Here is an 18,966-nt window from a genome sequence, read left to right as displayed (position 1 = left end):
ACAGTCACAAAGGTGGCCGTCGGTGCCTCTGATGCTCATTGGTGTTTATGAGCGCCGGGATCTGGGCCAGTACATGGCGTCGTACGCGGGTGACTCGGGGGCGGGGCTGCTCAGGGTTGCAGCCTCTTCACCATGACGGCGTACACCGGGGAGTCTGCGAAGGGCTGCTGCTCGCCCACCTTCTCGTAGCCCCAAGTCTCGTACAGATCCTGCACCTTCGGGTGCGTCACGTCGACCAGGAGCACCGCTAGATCTTCGCTGCGTTCCTTCAGCAGGGCTTCGTGGAGCCGCTCCGAGATCCCCTGCTTCCGCCACCGCGGGCGCACCATGACCTCGGAGACGGCGTAGGTCGCGATGTGGCCGTTGTTCGGCGCGAACGCGGTGGAACGCCACCACTCACGACCTCGCTGGAGCGGGGCGCCGTACGCGAAGCCGGTCGGCTCGTCGCCGTCGAAAGCAACGACGCAGGAGAAGCCGTCCATCCCTGACCAGTGATCGACGAACCACGGGAACCGCTGGTTGAACTCGTCGTCCATCGCATCGGCGTAGGCGTCGGCGTGCACATCGATGAGCATCTGCCTGAAGTTCTCTGGGAGGCTTTCCTGTCCGTAATGCCGCAGCTCGATCACCCTGGTCACGCTCGACTCCATTCATCTCGCATTCGGTCTGCCCAGTCGCGGGCGTACGTCGTTGACGGCGCCAGCCGGAACAGGTCTCGGTGGAAGTCTCCGATCAAGGTGCGCATACGCCCAGGCAGTGGTGCGCCATCCATGATCGTGAAGACGGTGGCCGCGGTCGCCGTGGCCTGCTCCGGCTCTCCCTGGCGAAGTTGTGCCAGCCCGAGCTGGCAAGTCGCCAGCGCGCGGTTGCGCTGGAACTTCGCCGGGATCTTGGCCAGGGCTCGGTGCGCCATCGCCTCGGCTTCAGCGGGCTCCCCGTTGTGGTTGAGGATGATCGCGGCGAGGTGGTTGAGTTCGGCCGGCCCGTAGAACGCGGTCCATCGGGGACGCTCCTCCTCGGCCGCCTTCTGGAAGGACTCCTGTGCTGTGCCAAGAGCACGCCGAGCGGCCCGCAGATCGCCCAACGACGAGTGAGCCAGAGCGAGGCGGACGCGGCCCATGGAGCCGAAGAAGGGGTCCCTACGGGCGGCCGGGGAGGCGTTGGCCGCCTGCGCTGCCGCGAGCTGTTCCGGCCAGTTTTTGCGCTGATAGGCGAGCATGGCCATGTTGACCCACACACGCATGCCGGTGGGAGGGTCCTGCGAGAGGCCGGCGAACGTAGACGACTCATGCAGGTACGCCTGTGCCGTAGCCAGGTCGCGGAGGTCGATGCACGACCAGGCGGCGATGGTGGTGAACTCGGCCGCGAGTGAGTACAGGGCGCGGCGTACACGTTCGCTGGCGTTCCGCTGTTGAAGCTCCAGCACCTTGGCGCGAGCTTCGAGGGCTGCGGTCGCCAGGGAGGCGTGCCCTCCTTGTCGGTCGTCGGCCTCCACGAACTCGTTCATGCTGGCCGAGGCGCGGGCTACGTCCGTCATACCTACTGACCGACGCTGCTTGACGATTGGAACGGCTGCGGCTGCCGTTCCGGTGGTGGAAACGATGAAGTCGCGACGCCGCACGGGGCCCTCCGAAGGATGTTGCATGGAGCTGGGGGTGCTGAACCCTAAGTCCGCCACGGGGCAGCCGAACACACGCTCAAGTGCCGCGCAAGTGCGGCCGATTGGACGTCGACTTGATCCGTTGAGCAGGTTGCGGACCGTTCGGGAAGAGATTTCGCCGGGTCGGCCTGTGATCTCCTGCAGCGCAGCGTTCAGCCGGGCCGCCAACTCCTCCTGCGTGAGGCCAAGTTGAACTAATCGGCTCTGAAGGGCGAGATTCACTCCCATGCACCGAACGTAGTACCACCGTCACTCTGATGCCCAGACCCTAGGTAATGGGAACGCAAAGTCTTCCGGTTGGTCGGCGTGCACAAAACCGGGACTCTTCCTGTTGTGCTCCGCTCGTCACTCGTTGACTGGTCATCGGTCGCTGAGTCGAGTTCGGCACGGCGGCACGGAGGAAAGCCCGGCCCTGCCTCACTCGTCAGTGACCGGGCACCCCACGCCGGAGGGAAAGAGCTCGTGACCATGACCGTCGCTAAAACGAATGCGATCGGCGCCCCGGGCTACACCGCGGAGCTGCCCTGCGTCCGTGAGTCCGCGAGCCACGCCCGCGCTCTCGTCTCAAACGTGCTGGCGGCTTGGGGCATGGACGATGACATAGCCGACTGCGGACGAATCATCGTTACTGAACTGCTGGCCAACGCCGTCGAGCACACCGAGACCCCCGTCTCGAAGGTCACCATCGAGCGCCGGAGCAACGGCGCCGTCCGCATCGGAGTCTCCGACCGGTCGCACGGCGTCCCCCACCTGAAGACGGCAGCACTGAACGCTGAGAGTGGCCGGGGGCTGAGTCTGGTGGCGGGGATGAGTTCGCGGTGGGGCTACGACACATACCGGTGGGGCAAGGTCACCTGGGCTGTGATCGAGGCTTCGGCAGGGCGAGAGCGGTGAGCACCGCAGTGGCTCCGAAACGCCCGGCCGAGGAATGGACGCCACCGGTCGACGCAGACGGTTTACGGCTCGTGCTGGAGCGCTTCCGGGTCTGGCAACCGCTCGACATCGAGGACGTTTTGACGATCTCGACGCGGCGATCGGCAATCAGCCTCCGCCCGGTGCGACGACTGCCGCCCTGGTCGACCGTCTGCGCAACCACTTGAAGCAGCTCAGCGACATCACGGTGGCAGACAACGGATTCCCACCCACGGCTGAGATGACCCGACTCGTGGAGCGAGGGCTTCCTCTGCGGGAGGAGTACACACCGGCGGCCTATCGGCAGGCTGTCGGCCTCGCCCGCCGTCTCGCCTTCGTCACTGCCGACCTAATCGAAGAGTTGATTGAGGCCCGCTACATCAAGGGGACCGAGTGATGCACGCCTCCACCCGCTTGCGCGCCGCTCTGCGGTCTGGGCAGTCCGTACCGGCCCGCCGAGCCGGCCTCCACCGGCGTACGCCTCCCTACTCGCCGTCCATCACTTTCCTGTTGGTTCGCCGGCGAGAACGGAGAACGTTCGCCCATAGCCTCCCGGCCCAACCGACACGCGATGTCCACCTACCCCTGAACACGCACGACCGAAGGAACTCCATGACGAATACGACCGTCGAGCCCGCCGAGGCGACCCGTCTGCGGAACAAAGTGGTGGACGAGCTGTGCGCGGACGGCAACATCTCCTCCCCGGAGGTCGAAGCCGTGATGCGCAAGGTGCCCCGCCACGCGTTCATCCCCGACACCCCGCTCGACAAGGCGTACGACACGTACGTCGCCGTGATCACCAAGACCGACGAGCACGGTGTGCAGCTCAGCTCCGTCTCCGCCCCTCAGATCCAGGCCATGATGCTGGAGCAGGCCCAGGTGAAGCCCGGGATGCGAGTGCTGGAGATCGGCTCGGGCGGCCTGAACGCGGCATACCTCGCCGAACTCGTCGGCCCGGCCGGCGAAGTCATCACCGTGGACATCGACCCCTCCGTCACCGACCGCGCGTCGCGACTGCTGGAGGAGCACGGGTACGACAAGGTCCGCGTCCTCACCGCCGACGCGGCCGAACCCCTCCCCGTCGAGGAGATCGATGTCGTCCTGGTGACCGCCGGGGCCTGGGACATCGCCCCGGCGTGGATCGCACAGCTCAAGCAGGGCGGCCGACTCGTGGTGCCGCTGCGGATGCGTGGCCTGACCCGGTCGATCGCCTTCACCCAGGTCACGGGCGAGCACGGCCCCTACCTGGAGAGCGAGTCGGCGCGGATCTGCGGCTTCGTCCCGATGCAGGGCTCCACCGGGCACCGCGAAGAACTCCTCCTGGTCAACGGCACGCCGGAGATCGGGCTGAAGTTCGATGACGGTCTGCCAGCCGATCCGCACCGGCTGGACAACGCGGTCACGTTCCCGCGGCATGAGCTGTGGACCGGCGTCGTCATCGGCCTCTCGGAACTCATCGACACCCTTCAGATGGCGATGGCGATCAGCCTGCCCGGCTTCTGCACGATGGCGGTCGACGAGGGCCTGGACACGGGTTTGGTCGCCCCCGTGAACAAGCGGTTCTCCCTTGCCGCCGTCGAGGAGGACACCTTCGCCTACCTCGTCACCCGCCGCACCGAGGACAACAAGCGCATCGAGTACGGCGTGCACGCCCTCGGCCCGCACGCGAAGCAGCTCGCCGACAAGCTCGCCGACATGCTGCGCGATTGGGAGGCCAACCGACGCGGCGGCCCCAGCCCGGTGATCCGGGTCTATCCGGCCGGCACCCCCGATGACCAGATCCCGTCCGACCGGGTCATCGACAAGGTGTACAGCCGGATCTCGCTCTCCTGGCCGCCGGCGTAACGCCGGGAGCCAGGTCATCCCGCACCACCCCGACAGGAAGAAGGGCACATCATGACGAGCGCCACTCTCGCCCCGCCCCCGGTCACGCCGTCGGCGGACCTGGAAGACGACTTCGCCCCTCTGGACGTGAAGGTCGTCATCGCCGAGCACTCCTACGGCCACCTCATGTGCTCCACGGGCGACGGCTGCGGCACCACGTGCGCGACCGGTGCCTCCGCCTGCGGTTCCTTCACCGAGGACCCGGCCTGATCCAGGCCGACTCCTCACCTGTGGGCCGGGCGAAGCGCTTCGCCCGGCCCACAGGCCCCTCTCCCCTCCCGCGCCGTCTCATGGAAGGGCCTCATGGCTTCCCGAGCAGCCGCCGGATACCTGTGGCAAGGCGTTGCGATGCTGCGCGCCACCACCAGCCCCGGGCCGGCAGACATCCCCCGCACCCTCGACCTGGACAACGTGGCCGTCACCCGCGGATGGCTGAACCGCATCTGGCAGCGCGAGGACTTCCGCAGCGCGCTGGAGCTGGCCACCCCCGTCCTATCCGACGCCATCGAGGCAGCCATCCAGGGCCGGCAGACTGAGCCTCGCCACGTCCGCCGCACCGCGCTGTCGACCGTCTCCTACCTCCTTCGGTGGCAGCACCGACCGACCCCACTCGGCCTGTTCGCCGGCACCGCCCCGATGACCGTCGGGCCCCGTACGAGCGCGCGGTGGCGCGACAAGCACCGCGTGCTGATCCGGCCGGACTCCGAGTGGGTCACGGACCTGGTCCTTCGGCTCCAACGCACCCCCGCATTACTGAAGCGGCTTCCCCTCGTCGCCAACAACACCGCCCGCGCCCGCGGTGATCGGCTCGTGGCGCCGGGCCCGCCCTCCGACGGCCATGCCCTCCTCCTGGCCCCGGTCGAGATATCCGTCCGCAACGCCCGACCGGTGGCCGCCGCCCTGGACGCGGCCCGCGCCCTCATCCTCTACGGCGACCTCCACAGCCACCTGCGCGACCGCTTCTCACGGACCACCCCGGAGAAGATCGACGCACTGCTCAACAGCCTGGTCGAGCAGCAGTTCCTCGTCACTAGCCTCTGGGCGCCCATGACCACCGTGGACGCCTTCCAGCACCTGTGCCGCGAACTGGAACGGCACCAGGCGGACAGCGTCCCCGAGGTGCGGGACCTGGTCCACGCGCTGTACGCCCTGCGCGACGACCTGTCCGCCCACCAGCCGACGCTCTCCGACGCCAGCGTGAGTGCCATCGCCACGGGGATGCGCGCCCTCACCACCGTCACGCCGACACCGCTGCTCATTGACACCGCCCTCGACTGCGAGACCCAGCTCCCGCCGGCCGTGATCGCGGAAGCGCAGGCAGCCGTGTCGGCCCTCTACCGGACCACCCCACAGCCCTATGGCTACCAGCACTGGCGCGACTATCACCGCCGCTTGCGGGCCCGGTACGGCGTCGGCGCCCTGGTGCCGGTGATGGACCTGGTCGCCGACAGCGGTCTCGGGCTGCCCGCCGGATACGTCGGCTCCGAACGCGGTGCCGCCATGAAGGTACGCACCGACCGCGACGACCTGCTACTCGCGCTGATGCAGCAGGTCCTCCTCGACGGCCGCGACGAACTACGGCTGACCGACGACATGGTGCACGCATTGGAGAAGGCCGCCGGAACGGACGAGCGGCTGTTCGTGCCCCGAGTGGAGGCCGCCTTCGAGGTCCACTCCCCCAGCACCCGGGCGCTGTCCAACGGCACCTTCAACCTCCTGCTCACCGCGGCGCCCCGCCCCGGCAGCAGCATGGCGGGCCGGTTCGCCCACATCCTGCCGCCCGAGCATCAAGACGCCCTCGCCGCCACCTACAGCGGGGCACCGGACGGCCTGACGGCGCAGCTCGTGTTCCCGCCGCGCCGGCACCGCAACGAGAACGTCACCCGCACACCGCGACTCCTGCCGCACATCATCGAGCTGTCTGGCCACCAAGAGAGCCACGAGACAACAATCCGGCTGGCCGACATCGCCGTCACCGCCGACCCGCGCAGCTTCCACCTCGTGCAGCTTTCCACCGGGCGGCGCATCGACGTGCGGGTCCTGCACGCCCTGGAAGGCGGAACCCAGACCCCGCCGCTGGCACGGTTCCTCGCCGAGGTGGCACACGGGCGGTACGCCGCCTACAAGCCGTTCGACTTCGGCGCCGGCTCCCGGCTCCCGTTCCTCCCCCGGGTCCGCTACCGCCGCACCATCCTCACGCAAGCCCGATGGCTGCTGATGGCCGACGACCTGCCCGGCCGCAAAGCTCCGCGGCAGGAGTGGGAGGACGCCTTCACCACCTGGCGGGAGCGGCTGCGAGTCCCGATGCAGGTCGCCGTGATCGAGTACGACCAGCGCCTCCCCCTCGACCTGTCCCACCCGGTCCAACTACGGGTCCTACGTGCCCACCTCGACAACGCCCGGCGCGTGGAGCTGCGCGAGGTCCCGGACACAAACGCCCACGGCTGGATCGGGCGGGCACACGAGATCTGGCTCTCCCTGGGCCGGACCGAGCCGGACACCCCCTACGTGCCCCGGCCGCGCCTGGCGGCGACGGCAACCGGGAGACACTTCCCGGGGGCCGGCGGCGTCCTTCTCGCGCAGCTCCACGCCCATCCGCGCCGCTACGACGAGATCCTTAGCCACCACCTCCCCCACTTGCTCGCCGCGTTCGGAGACGAGCCGCCGACCTGGTGGTTCACCCGCCACCGAGAGATGGCCCGGCCGGACGCCGACCAGCACCTCGACCTCACCCTGCACCTGCCGCCAGACGCGCACGGGGCCGGCGCACGTCGCGTCCGCACCTGGGCGGACAGCCTGCACAGGACTGGTCTGGCGTCCGGTCTCGTCCTGGCCCCGTACCAGCCGCAGACCGGGCGCTTCGGCAGCGAGGCAACCATGGACACCGCACACCAGGTGTTCGCCGCGGACTCCGCCGCCGCTCTCGCGCAGATCCAGCTCACCGAGCGCACCGACGCCTTCGCCCCGCAGGCTCTCGCCGCCGCCAGCGCCCTGCGCCTCGTCACCCCTCTGGCACCGGACTCTGCGGCGGCCGAAGAGTGGCTGGTGCGCAACCTCCCCCAGGGCACCGGACGGTTAAGCCGGACCCTGCGCAGCCAGGTACTGGAACTTGCCTCGCAGAACGGTACCTACGCGCTCGCGGCCCTCCCCGGCGGCCCACAGGTCACCGAAGCGTGGCGGTCCCGCACCGCGGCCGTGCACACCTACCGGACGGTCTTGACCAGTGAGCGTGAGCCGCTCGACGTCGCCCGATCGCTGCTGCACCAGCACCACGTCCGGGCTCTGGGCGTCGATCCACGCGCCGAGGAAACCACGATCCGGCTCGTGCGAACGGCGGCCCGCCAGCACCGGATGGGGGCCCGATGACCACACTGGCTACCACCGCCGCAGCGTTCCTGAAGCAGTACACCGCTCATCTGGCAGAACCCCCTCCCCCGCCCCCGGAGGAGCCCTGGGCAGTGCAATCGCTCGCCGACGGCGCCGCCGGAATCAGCCTGCTGCACATCGAGACGGCCAGCCGGTACGGCGGTTCCTGGCTTTCCGCCCACCGGTGGATCACGAGCGCGGCGTCCAGGCCCATCAGCGCGGCCGACCAGACGGGCCTGTTCCTCGGCGCCCCGGCCGTCGGCTTCCTCCTTAGCGCCGTCCCTCCGGCCTACCAGCATCTGTACGCCTCAGCGCACACGATCCTGCACCAGCACATCACAGACCTCGCCAACCGCCGGGCGGACGCCGCGCTCGCCCGCATCGGCAGGGGGGACTTGCCGTCCTTCGCGGAGTACGACCTCTTCTACGGCCTCACGGGGATCGGCGCCTACCTCCTGCGCACCGAGCCCGAAGGCCCAGCCCTGCAGAGGATCTTGCAGTACCTCGTCGCCCTGACCCGGCCGCTCGCCCTCACCGGCCGGGGGCTTCCCGGCTGGTGGGTCCGTCACGACCCGGGGCGCGGCGAGTCCCCCCACTTCCCCGGCGGACACGGCAACTTCGGTGCCGCGCATGGCATTACCGGCCCGCTCCTCCTCCTGGCCCAGGCCATGCGCCACGGCATCACCGTCCATGGCCACCAGGACGCCATGTTCACCATCTGCGAGCACCTCGACGCCTGGTGCCAGCACGATGAATCCGGCCCTTGGTGGCCCGAACACATCTCGCGGCGCGATCTCGACCGCGGACACCCCCACCATGACGCCCCCACCCGTCCGAGCTGGTGCTACGGCACGACAGGCATCGCACGGGCCGGCCAGCTCGCGGGGATCGCCCTGCGCTCACCCACGCTCCAGAAGTTCTACGAGGACGCCCTGCACAGGGCTTTGTCGGATCCCGCGCAACTCGCCCTGGTCACCGACAACGGCCTCTGCCACGGATGGGCGGGCATCTATCAGACCGCTCACCGAGCAGCCGCAGACGCGCTCGACCCGCGGCTGCACAACCTCGCTAAACGCCTTGGTGACGCCCTCATCGCATCCGGCCAGCCCTGCCCCTCATCGGCTCCCGGCCTGATCAACGGCGCCGCCGGCACCGCGCTCGCCCTCACCACCTTCGCCTCTCAGCAGGCACCGACCACTGGATGGGACGCATGTCTCTTGATCAACTGACTGAGGCAACCGAGTCAAGCCCGACGCAGCACGCCGTCCTCGCCGTCCTCACCGGCCTGTCGCTCGCCGACGCATCCCAGCAGTACCGGATGGACCCCGTGGTCCTCTCCGACGCGATCGCTGTCTATGACCAGGCTGGCCGGGAAGCGCTGGCCCGCCACGCGGCCACCACCGACTGGTGGCAGACATACCTCCACTTCACCGACTGGCAGAACGCCGACACCACCTTCACCACGCACGTCCTGCCCATCCTGCGCGAAGCGGCCACCGACGGCTGGTGGTACACCAGAAAACACCCCTGCTGGCGTCTGCGCCTCCAGGTCCAGCCGGTAGGCGGCGCCAAGCCGGCCATCGGCGCCGGCTTCGACCGCCTCGTCTCCGACGGACACCTTCAGCGCTGGTGGCCCAGCATCTACGAACCCGAGACTCCTGCGTTTGGCGGGAAGACCAGCATGACGGCCGCGCACGCCCTGTTCGTCACCGACAGCCGCGAGATCCAGCAGTTGCGCCAGCGCCACGATCTCACCGTCGGGCCCAGGGAACTCTCCGTCCTGCTGTGCACGATCATGATGCGCGCCGCCCGGCTGGAGTGGTACGAGCAGGGCGATGTCTGGGACCGCGTCGTCACGACGGAACACCGCTCGGCCATCAGCGACGTTCCAGCGGAACGACTCGACGCCCGAGCCTGCGAGATCCGTACCCTCCTTCTCGCCGATAGCGACGCCCTGCTGCGCTACGGGGGGCCGCTGGAATCCGTTACCGAATGGGCCGCCGCGTTCCGTAGCGCCGGCCAAGCACTCGCCCACGGCGTCCAGAACGGGTCACTGGATCGCGGGCTGCGACAGGTGCTCAGCTACCACGTGATCTTCCATTGGAACCGGCTCGGATTTTCCATGCGCGGGCAGAGCATCCTGGCTTGGGCAGCGAGAGCTGCGATCCTGCACGGCGGCGACGGAGAATAGGGCCCATGCACAGGATTCCCATTGTCGACGGCAACATCCGCTGGCGGTGGCTGCAGCGCGGCGAACTCCCCGGGTACGGGGCGCAGGTCACCATCGCGCCGGGAGGAGAGACCACGTTGAGCCGGGACGGGTGGACTGCGACGTTCTGACGGCGCCGGTCTCCGGGCAGCCGGATACGGGCAGACTGAACCGGCGGACGAGGAAGAGAAGGGCACGGCATGGCCGAGCAGGACGAACCCCTGGAGAACTGGGCCGCCCGGCGGGACGCGCGGCGCCCCCGCGTCGGGGAGCAGCGTCCGGCGCCTCTCGCGGGCGAACTGCGGGGCGCGCACGTCGCCCCGGACGCGCCCCGCGGTGTCGAGGTGTGGGACGGGCAGGCGTGGGTGCCGTCCGGAGCGGCATTGGACCGTCACGCGGCGACCGCCGAAACCGGCGGGGACACGACGGCGCGAGCCGAGCGGGTACCGCTGCCAGTATTCGGGCGTCTCCCGGAGACGCCCGAGCCATACTGGCCGACGATCCTCGTCTTACAACTGCCGCTCCCCGGCCCTCCAGGCTGTTGGGACGCCAGGCTTGGCAGAAGTCCCACCACTCCTTTCAGTGGCTGGGTGGACGCAGGCCCCGGGCGTAGACGGAAATGCAGACAGGGCAGCACACCGGTTCCGCCACGCTCCGCAAGAGGCGCCTCATTGCGGTCCCCCACCGCCTGATCAACCCGCGGGTCACGCGGTCTCCAGGACAAGCCGCTCGTCATCACGGGCCACGACCGGCGTCGTGTCCCGGCCGACCAAGAACCGAGGGCGCGTGGGGTTGGCCGGAGCGTTGTTAACCGCGTTATAGGTGATCAGCAGCAACGCACGCCGGTCGGCGGAACGGTTGCTGGACGACGAATGGACGATGCTGGGGTGGAACGCGTGCAGGGAGCCCGCGCCACCCAGGATGGGGACCTTTCCCCGCTCCTCGAACATCCGCTCGGCACGCTCCGTGCTCACCGTGTAAGCGAGATCGTTGGAGACGTGCTTGCGCCAATCCGAGGTCCGCTCCGAGCGGTCGGGCAGGTCGAACAGGCCCAGGTCGTGCGAGCCGGGGATCACCATCAACGGGCCATTTTCCTCATGGACATCGTCCAGCGGGAGAGCGAAGTTGACGGCGTCGGGGCGAGGCATGCCGTCTTCCTCGCTCCAGAACGCGTAGTCCTGGTGCCACGGCCAGGCCGTGCCTTCGCGTGCCTGCTTCAGGTTGACCTTGAACTGGTAGACGTACACCGGGCCGCCGGTCAGAGTCTCGGCCAGTTCCACGAGCACCGGGTGGCTCACCAGGGCCCGGCACACGTCGTCGAACTCATGGCAGCCGTGTATGGCCCTTACGGTGTCCTTGTCCTTCTCGTGCACTACTTCGGGCCTGACCTGAGCGCTGATGCGGGCCACACGGCGGCGCAGCAGTTCGACGGAGTCCTCGGTGAAGCGGTAAGGCAGCGGGCAGTGCCCGTGCTTGTCATAGGCCGATTTCAACTCGGTCAGTGGCGTGCCCACGAGGGTGGAAACGGTCATGAAGGTACTCCTCTTTCGTTCGTCGGTTCCCAGATCTTGCGATGCTCGGGAGAGGTCGTCGGCGTCTTGCGACGGGCAGGATGAAGCAGGGTCATGGGACGGCGGGTGCGTGGGCGCGTGCCTCGTGCTGCCACAGCCGGGCGTAGCGTTCCTCCGCCATCAGTTCCTGGTGCGTGCCCGAGGCGACGATGCGACCGCTGTCAACGAGGACGACGCGGTCCGCTCGTGCCGCCGTGTCCGGGCGGTGGGCGACGATCAGCGCGGTGCGGCCGGCGCTGAGCCTGCCGATCGCATCCGACACGGCCCCCTCGGTGGCCGGGTCGAGGGCGGATGTCGCCTCGTCAAGGATGAGTACGTCCGGTGCGATCAGCTGGGCCCGGGCCAGGGCGATCAGCTGGCGTTCCCCCGCGGAGAGGCTCCGTCCGCCTTCGGTGACCGGGTGCGCGTAGCCGCCGGGCAGTCGGGAGAGCACGTCGTGCGCTCCGACCGCCCGAGCCGCGGCCTCGACCTCGGTGCCGCTCGCGTCGGGGCGGCCGTAGGCGATGGCTTCCCCGACCGTGCCCTCGTGCAGGTGGCTCTCCTGGGGGACGACGCCGAGGCGCTTCCGGTACGCGGTGCTGTCCAGCTCGCACACGTCGTACCCGTCCACGCGCACGGTGCCCGACGTCGCGTCGTAGTACCGCGCCACGAGCTTGACGAGGGTCGATTTACCCGCCCCTGTCGCACCGACCACCGCGAGGCACTGCCCCGCCGGGACGGTGAGGTCGATCCCCGCCACGGCGTCGCGGTGCGCGCCCCGGTAGCGGAAGCGGACGTCATGGAACTCGATGTGCCCGGCGAGTCGTTCCACCACGAGGGGCGTGGCCGCCTGCGAGGTGCCCGCCGGGTCGCGGAACAGCTCCTGGATGCGGCGGAAGCTGGTCGCTGACTGCTGATATCCGTCGAGGACCTGGGCCAGTTGCAGCAAGGCGGCGAAGAACGCCGACACGTACAGCAGCAGGACGACAAGGGTGCCCACCGAGACGGCGCCGTGCACCACGCGGCTCGCGCCGATTACCAGTACGCAGGAGGCGACCGCTTCGGGCAGGAACTCCACAAGTCCGAAGTACAGCGCCATGAGGCGCTGCGCTCTGAGACGGGCCGCGCGGTACACGTCAGCGTGCTGTCCGAAACGTGCGGCGTCGACGCCGGTACGGCCGAAGGACTGGGCCAGGCGCAGTCCTTCGGTGCTCTCGCGCAGCAGGGAGTTGACCACGCCGGCCTGCTCCCGCGCCGCGTCGTACGCTCTGGCCGAGGCGGGCCGGAACAGGAAGGTCACCAGCAGCAGGACCGGAACGGCCCCACACGCCACCAGGGCCAGCGGCCAGTCCAGGGAGAACAGCAGCACCAGCATGCCGAGCATCGACAGGACGCTGACGGCGGCTGTGGCGAAGCCGGTCTGCGCGAACGAGGCCACGGCCTCCACGTCGCTGGTCAGCCGGGTCATTGTCCGCCCGGCCGCCTCGCGTTCGTAGTACTGGAGGTCGAGCCGGTGCAGATGGGCGAAGGCCCGCAGCCTCAGGAAATAGCGGATGCGCTCGCCTGTGGCACCGTTGACGCGGATCTGCGCGAAACTGATCCCCCAGCCCACGACGACGACGGCACCGGCCGCCAGCGCCATGCCCAGGACGGTCCCCGTGGCCGCCTGCCGGACCCCGTCGTCGATCCCGCCCCGGATGAACAGCGGGAAGAAGACACCGCTCAGGGCGTCGAGCACCACCAGCAGTGCACCGACGGCGAGGGCCACCCTGAAGGGCCGCAGCAACTGGGCTGGGCCGTAGTCCGGTTCGGGCCGCAGGGCGGGGGCGACTGCCGCTCCGGTGAGCCCGGCCGGCGCGCGGGCCTCGGGGTGCGACGGCAGGGTGTCGCCGGGGGCTCCCGCGGCCACCGGCTCGGACTCCGCCGGCGACGGCACGGGGTCGGGAGTCGTCGGCATCGGTGCGGGCGCCGGCTCCTCCTGCTGCGCGAGCAGGACACGGTAGCGGGCGCAGCGGGCCATGAGCTCGCTGTGGGTCCCCACGTCCACGAGCCGCCCCTCGTCGAGCACGGCGACGCGGTCGGCCAACGCGATGCTGGAGCGGCGGCGCGCGACGAGCACGGTGGTACGGCCGCGGGTGACGTCCCGCAGCGCCTGGTGGATCTCGGCCTCGGTGTGCGGGTCCACCTGCGACGTGGCGTCGTCGAGCAGCAGGATACGAGGCTCGACGAGCAGCGCCCGGGCAAGCGCGAGGCGCTGTCGCTGGCCGCCGGACAGCGACAGCCCCCGCTCGCCGACGGGCGTGCCGTACCCTCCGGGCAGGGCCGACACGAACAGGTCGGCTCCCGCGGCACGAGCCGCCGCGCGCACCTCCTCGTCGCCAGCGTCGGGCCGGCCGTAGGCGATGTTCTCCCGGATGGTGCCGGAGAACAGGAAACTGTGCTCGGGCACCAGCCCGAACGCGGACCGCAGTGAGCCGAGGGTCAGGTCACGCACATCGGCGCCGCCGACCCGCACTGCTCCGCCCTGTACGTCGTAGAAACGCGTCAGCAGTGCCATCACCGTCGACTTGCCCGAACCTGCGGGGCCGATCAGGGCGAGGGTCTCCCCTGCCGTGACGCTCAACGTGAGCCCGTTCAGGACCGGCGCCCCGCAGCCGTAGCCGAAGGTCACGTCGTCCAGTTCGACGGTGGCCGGTGCCGACGGTGAGAGGGCGGCCGCGCCGGGTGCCTCGGTGACCAGGGCGCGGGTGTCGATGACCTCGAAGACCCGCGCGACGCTGGCACGCGCCTGGTGGACCCCGGTCACCAGGGCGGCGAGGCCGCGCATCGGCGCGACCATCTCGGCGAGGTAGGCGGAGAACGCGACGAGTGTGCCGACCGAGATGCTCCCTCGGGCCGCCATCCAACCACCGAGGGCCAGGACGCCGGCCTGCCCCAGCAGCGGCAGGCCCTGAAGGGTCGCACCGTACAGGCCGTTGAGCCGTACGATGCGGGAGCGGGCCGTGAACAGCCGGCGCGCGGCCGCCTCGAGGCGGCGTGTCTCGTAGGCCTCCTGCGCGAAACCCTTGACGACGTGGACGCCTGCGACGGAGGCGTCCACGACTCCGGCGACCACCGCCTCCTGCTGCTGCGCCTCGGTGGCCGCTCCGTACATGCGCCGGTCACTGTGCAGCGCGGTGAACAGCAGGAGCGGCAGCACCAGCAGCATGACCAGGGTCAGGGCGGGCGAGAGCACCACCATGACGCCCAACGCCAGGAGGAACATCAGCGCACCCGCGAGGACATGGGGCAAGAGCATCAACAGCCCTTGGACCATGGTCAGGTCGGAGATCGCCCTGCTGACGAGCTGCCCGGCGCGCAGCTCGTCCTGACGTACGCCGTCCAGCCGCGACAGGGTACGGAAGATGTCGTTGCGCAGCCCGTACTGCACGTCGTACGAGAGCCGGGCAGCTAGGTAGCGCCGCCCGGCGCCCGCCGCGAAGCGCACGACTCCGGTGGCCATCAATGCGATGACGCAGGGCAGGAGGCCCAGTTCGCGGGTGAGGACGACCCGGTCGACCACCGTGCGCTGGATCAGCGGCACCAGCAGCGCCGCTCCGGTGGCCAGCAGCGTGGCAGCGAGCGCGCCGGCGACCGTCGCGCGATGGCGCAGGCTGTAGGCCAGCAGCCGGCGCAGCCCTCGGTCCGCCGGCACGGGTGCGGCGTCGGGCCGCTCCTTCGCTCGGCTCATCACACCTGGTCCGTGATGAACGCGGCCAGCCTGTCCAGTCCCGTGTCAAGGGTGTCCGGGTCCAGCAGGCTGCAGGAAAGGCGCAGTTGACGCTCGCCGCCCACGCCGTCGTAGAAGTGGCGCATTGGCGTCCAGATCACGCCGTACGTGTGCGCCGAGAGCGCCAGGAGTTCGTCGGTGACGTCGAAGGGTACGGTCACCACGGCGAAGAAGCCTCCGGCCGGAGTGTTCCAGGTGACCCGCGGCACCGCATCGCGGCTCGGCCCGGTAAAGCGGCGCTCCAGCCCGTCCAGCAACTGGGCCAGGTTGCGGGCGTAGGTGGCGATCTCGCGCTCGTTGGCGCGCAGCAGACTGTAGTCGTGCGCGATCAGCTTGCCGCCGATCACCGCTTGGGCGACGGGAGAAGTGTTGACCGTCAGCATGCTCTTGATCTTGGACAGTTCATCCGCGAACAAGGTTGGGTCGCCGCCCGCCGCGTCACCCACTAGTTGGTCCGCGACCGCGAACCCCACACGGGCGCCGGGCATGCCCGTCTTGGCGAACGAACCGAGATAGACCACTCTGCGGGTGGCGTCCAGCGACTTGAGCGTGGGCAGCCGCTCCCCCCGCGCGCGGAACACCCCGTACGGATTGTCCTCCAGCAACAGCAGGTCGAACTCGTCGGCGAGCCGCAGAAGCTCACGGCGTCGCGAGGTCGGCAGGCTCTTGCCCGCCGGGTTGGAGAAGTCGGGGACGAGGTAGAACGCGCGCGGTCGCAACCCCTCGCCGCGCACGCGCCGCACCACGGCGGTGAGGTCGTCCAGGTCGACGCCGTCGTCCCCGGAAGACACCGGCACGACCGGCATGTCCACCAGGCGTGCCGCCCCGGTGATGCCCACGTACGTCGGCGACACGGCCAGCAGGACGTCACGTTCGTCGCGGCGCAGCGCCCGCAGGGTGAGGACCATGGCCTCCTGGCAGCCCACGGTCACCACGATCGACTCGGGGTCGACGACGACATCCTCGTCGGCCGCCAGGTTGCGGGCGATCAGATCGTGGATGATGCCCTTAGTACGGCCGTACTGGAACAGGGCGCGCCGCACTTGTTCCTCGGTACGGCCCTCGGCCTCTGCGAGGTGGCGACAGTAGGTGTCCAGGTACTCATGGATCAGCGCCACGTCGAAGTTGGCCTCGTGCGGCCGGCCGGCGGCGAAGGAGATCGCCTCGGGGAACCGCTGGGCCACCTCGTTGAGGAAGTTCATCGACGACAGTGACGCGTCGGTCAGTGAGGAGTGCAGTTCGGCCGCGAACAGCTCCGGCGTCACCATCGCGGCCCCCTGCGCACCGAGGCCGAGGACAGCGGCACGTTCCCCGACACCACGGTCAGGCCCTTCGCCCAGGACACGTCCGCGCAACCCGACAGGGCCAGCGCGTCCTCCAGTTCGGCGCGCAGCAGTGACAGGACGCGCTCCACGCCGCGCTGCCCGTCGGCTGAGAGACCCCACAGGACGGGTCGGCCCGTCAGCACCGCCGTTGCCCCCAGCGCGAGCGCCTTGAGTACATCCGTTCCGCCGCGCACGCCGCCGTCGAGAAACACTTCCGTGCTGCCCTCGACGGCTGCGCACACGGCGGCCAGCGCGTTCAGGGCGGGCACCGCTCCGTCCAGCTGCCGGCCTCCGTGGTTGGACACCACGACGGCGTCGACGCCGAGTCCAGCGGCGCGCGCCGCGTCCTCGGGGTGCAGAACCCCCTTGAGGACGAGGGGCAGTTCGGTCTGCCCGCGCAGCCAGGCCACGTCGTTCCAGGTCAGGGTCGGGTCGAACGCCTCGCTGGTGTGCACCATCACCGCAGAGGTGTTGGCTTCGCCGCGACGTGCGGAACGGGTCGCGGTGGCGGGGAAGTTGGCCGCCACGATATCCGGCGGCAGGGTGAAGGCGTTGCGCATGTCCCGCAGCCGCCGCGCCATCCGCGGCACGTCCACCGTCAGGACGAGCGCCGTGCACCCCGCTGCCTCGGCGCGGTCGATCAGATCCGTCAGCAGCACACGGTCACGCAGCCAGTACAGCTGTAGCCACGTCCGCGAGCAGACCGCGGTGATCTCCTCCAGCGCGTACGTGCTCAGCATCCCCGCCACGTAGGGGACGCCAGCCGTCTCCGCCGCCTGTGCGGCGGCCGACTCGCCGTCGGGGTGGAACAGCCGCTGGTAGGCCATGGGCGCGATACCCACCGGCATGGCCGCCGGAGCGCCGAGGACCGTGGCCGCCGTACGGGTGCCGGAGACGTCCGCCAGGACCCGTGGCACGAGGAAGAGGTCGTCGAACGCGGCCCGGTTGGCGGCGAGCGTGGCCTCGGACCCGCTTCCGCCCTCCAGGAAGTCCCACACGCCCTGGGGCAGGACCGAAGCGGCCGCCCGTCGGGCGTCGGCGGAGGTCAGCCAGTGGGTGCTGCTCGGGAGGCGCGGCTGCTCGGCGCGCAGCGCGGTGTCGAGGGTGCTCACGCGTGGCCGCCTTCCTGGTCCGGACGGTCCTGTTCCTGGTCGCGGGCCACCGCCTCGTATAGGGCCTTGATGTTGCGCGAGCCGAAGGTCTTCGCGCCTAGTCGCTCGATGACCTCCCAGAAGAAGGTCCCGCGCGGGTGCGTCGACTTGGCGAAGATCTGAAAGAGCTGTCCGCCGTGGTCCTCGTCGGCCAGGATCCCCAGCTGTTGCAATTGCTCCACCGTGTAGGCCTTCGGCGAGAGCCGGTCACCGAGCATGTCGTAGTAGGCGCCGGGTGTGGAAAGGAAGCCGATACCGTGGCCCGTCAGGTCCGCCACCGTGCCGACGATGTCGCGGGCGGCCAGGGCGATGTGTTGGACACCCGCCCCGCCGTGATCCTTGAGGAACGCGTCGATCTGGCCCGGCTGGGCCGACAGGTCGGGTTCGAGGAAGGTGAAGGTCACGTCGCGGGCCGCGTTCTGCATGACCTTGGAGAGCATCGCCTGGGACCCGACCAGGACGCGCTCTTCGAATATCTCCCGGAAGCCGAGTGCCCGCCGGTAGAACTCTGCGGCCGGGAGGAGACCGTCGGCCGGCAGACACACCGCGAAGTGATCGATTCCGCGGATCACACCTCGCTCAGCGGTGGACGGAGCAGCCATGTCGCGTGCCGCCTCGAAGCCGGGGAGCAGGACGCCACGGGCGTCGGCTCCCGGCACGGACTGGACCAGGCGGTGCACGACGTCGCCGAAGCCGCCGATCACGGCGGTGGTCGCAACGACGTCGTCCGTCAAGTCCACCGGCTCCTCGACGACGGTGGCCCCGTTGGCCACGGCGTGGGTGAAGACCGCCCGTACGTCGTCGACGCGCAACGTGATCCCGCCGACGCCGTCACCGTGCCGGGTGACGTAGACGGCGGCCGGGTGCTCCTCCGCCACGCCCTGTGTCAGCACGATGACCGCGTCCCCCTGGCGCACCACCACGGATCGTCCGGGGCTTTCGTCGTCGAGGCCAGTGCCGCCGCAGACGCGGAAGCCGAACTCGTCCACCAGCGAGGCGGCATGGGCAGCCGCGTCCGCCACGAAGAACTCGACGTGATCGAGCCGTACGCCTTCCCCTGTAGGGCTGTATTGCATCCGTTCGCTCTCTTCTTCCTCTTGCTCCGGCAGGTGCCCGTGGCAAGCGCCAGGGCACGGGTCA

Annotated in this window: 17 protein-coding genes; 10 read left to right on the top strand and 7 right to left on the bottom strand. The window is 69.7% G+C overall.

Annotated features, from left to right (window positions below; all coding sequences use genetic code 11):
* Positions 1 to 110: 110 nt before the first annotated feature.
* On the bottom strand, positions 111 to 638 hold the full coding sequence (locus tag E5082_RS24845; RefSeq protein ID WP_135793469.1) for a GNAT family N-acetyltransferase: 528 nt from the start codon (positions 636 to 638) through the stop codon (positions 111 to 113).
* Positions 635 to 1,888 carry a helix-turn-helix domain-containing protein gene (locus tag E5082_RS24840; protein ID WP_135793468.1) on the bottom strand — a complete coding sequence of 418 codons (1,254 nt, stop codon included), beginning with the start codon at positions 1,886 to 1,888 and terminating at the stop codon, positions 635 to 637. The genes E5082_RS24845 and E5082_RS24840 overlap by 4 nt, the downstream gene beginning before the upstream one ends.
* A 240-nt stretch (positions 1,889 to 2,128) precedes the next feature.
* Here E5082_RS24840 and E5082_RS24835 point away from each other — a divergent pair, with 240 nt between their 5' ends.
* From E5082_RS24835 to E5082_RS33780, 10 genes are all read left to right on the top strand, one after another.
* The gene (locus E5082_RS24835) at positions 2,129 to 2,554 is read left to right on the top strand and encodes an ATP-binding protein (protein ID WP_135793556.1); all 426 of its coding nucleotides are present in this window, start codon (positions 2,129 to 2,131) and stop codon (positions 2,552 to 2,554) included.
* Positions 2,551 to 2,760 carry a hypothetical protein gene (locus E5082_RS33065; RefSeq protein WP_244321623.1) on the top strand — a complete coding sequence of 70 codons (210 nt, stop codon included), beginning with the start codon at positions 2,551 to 2,553 and terminating at the stop codon, positions 2,758 to 2,760. The genes E5082_RS24835 and E5082_RS33065 overlap by 4 nt, the downstream gene beginning before the upstream one ends.
* Entirely contained in the window at positions 2,694 to 2,969 is a 276-nt protein-coding gene (locus E5082_RS24830) for a DUF6415 family natural product biosynthesis protein (RefSeq protein ID WP_244321622.1), read from the top strand. Before E5082_RS33065 ends, E5082_RS24830 begins: the two co-directional genes overlap by 67 nt.
* A 215-nt stretch (positions 2,970 to 3,184) precedes the next feature.
* Positions 3,185 to 4,417, top strand: a complete 1,233-nt coding sequence (gene fxlM, locus E5082_RS24825) for a methyltransferase, FxLD system (RefSeq protein WP_135793467.1) — start codon at positions 3,185 to 3,187, stop codon at positions 4,415 to 4,417.
* Between the two features lie 51 nt (positions 4,418 to 4,468).
* Positions 4,469 to 4,666, top strand: coding sequence for an FxLD family lanthipeptide (locus tag E5082_RS24820; protein ID WP_135793466.1), 198 nt, complete (start codon positions 4,469 to 4,471; stop codon positions 4,664 to 4,666).
* A gap of 93 nt (positions 4,667 to 4,759) precedes the next feature.
* Positions 4,760 to 7,822 carry a lantibiotic dehydratase gene (locus E5082_RS24815; protein WP_135793465.1) on the top strand — a complete coding sequence of 1,021 codons (3,063 nt, stop codon included), beginning with the start codon at positions 4,760 to 4,762 and terminating at the stop codon, positions 7,820 to 7,822.
* Positions 7,819 to 9,051, top strand: a complete 1,233-nt coding sequence (locus E5082_RS24810) for a lanthionine synthetase C family protein (RefSeq protein WP_135793464.1) — start codon at positions 7,819 to 7,821, stop codon at positions 9,049 to 9,051. The genes E5082_RS24815 and E5082_RS24810 overlap by 4 nt, the downstream gene beginning before the upstream one ends.
* Positions 9,033 to 10,013: a thiopeptide-type bacteriocin biosynthesis protein gene (locus E5082_RS24805; RefSeq protein ID WP_135793463.1), complete on the top strand. Its 981-nt coding sequence runs from the start codon at positions 9,033 to 9,035 to the stop codon at positions 10,011 to 10,013. The genes E5082_RS24810 and E5082_RS24805 overlap by 19 nt, the downstream gene beginning before the upstream one ends.
* A gap of 5 nt (positions 10,014 to 10,018) precedes the next feature.
* A complete protein-coding gene (locus E5082_RS32465; protein ID WP_167514130.1) occupies positions 10,019 to 10,162 on the top strand; it encodes a hypothetical protein in 144 nt (47 codons plus the stop codon).
* A 69-nt stretch (positions 10,163 to 10,231) separates the two neighbouring features.
* Positions 10,232 to 10,723, top strand: a complete 492-nt coding sequence (locus tag E5082_RS33780; RefSeq protein ID WP_350881887.1) for a DUF6087 family protein — start codon at positions 10,232 to 10,234, stop codon at positions 10,721 to 10,723.
* A gap of 12 nt (positions 10,724 to 10,735) precedes the next feature.
* Here E5082_RS33780 and E5082_RS24800 read toward each other — a convergent pair whose 3' ends face one another.
* The 5 genes from E5082_RS24800 to hppD form a co-directional block, all read right to left on the bottom strand.
* Positions 10,736 to 11,563 carry a phytanoyl-CoA dioxygenase family protein gene (locus E5082_RS24800; protein WP_135793462.1) on the bottom strand — a complete coding sequence of 276 codons (828 nt, stop codon included), beginning with the start codon at positions 11,561 to 11,563 and terminating at the stop codon, positions 10,736 to 10,738.
* 91 nt (positions 11,564 to 11,654) lie between these two features.
* On the bottom strand, positions 11,655 to 15,311 hold the full coding sequence (locus E5082_RS24795; protein ID WP_208766252.1) for an ABC transporter ATP-binding protein: 3,657 nt from the start codon (positions 15,309 to 15,311) through the stop codon (positions 11,655 to 11,657).
* Positions 15,311 to 16,618: an aminotransferase-like domain-containing protein gene (locus E5082_RS24790; RefSeq protein ID WP_135793461.1), complete on the bottom strand. Its 1,308-nt coding sequence runs from the start codon at positions 16,616 to 16,618 to the stop codon at positions 15,311 to 15,313. Before E5082_RS24790 ends, E5082_RS24795 begins: the two co-directional genes overlap by 1 nt.
* Positions 16,612 to 17,787 carry an alpha-hydroxy acid oxidase gene (locus tag E5082_RS24785; RefSeq protein WP_229918741.1) on the bottom strand — a complete coding sequence of 392 codons (1,176 nt, stop codon included), beginning with the start codon at positions 17,785 to 17,787 and terminating at the stop codon, positions 16,612 to 16,614. Before E5082_RS24785 ends, E5082_RS24790 begins: the two co-directional genes overlap by 7 nt.
* Positions 17,784 to 18,902: a 4-hydroxyphenylpyruvate dioxygenase gene (gene hppD / locus E5082_RS24780; protein ID WP_135793460.1), complete on the bottom strand. Its 1,119-nt coding sequence runs from the start codon at positions 18,900 to 18,902 to the stop codon at positions 17,784 to 17,786. The genes E5082_RS24785 and hppD overlap by 4 nt, the downstream gene beginning before the upstream one ends.
* Between the last annotated feature and the right edge of the window lie 64 nt (positions 18,903 to 18,966).

This window comes from Streptomyces griseoluteus (assembly GCF_004784465.1).
Taxonomy (GTDB): Bacteria; Actinomycetota; Actinomycetes; order Streptomycetales; family Streptomycetaceae; genus Streptomyces; species Streptomyces griseoluteus.
Note: the sequence above shows the minus strand (reverse complement) of the source record. Positions and strands in the feature narration are given on the sequence as shown.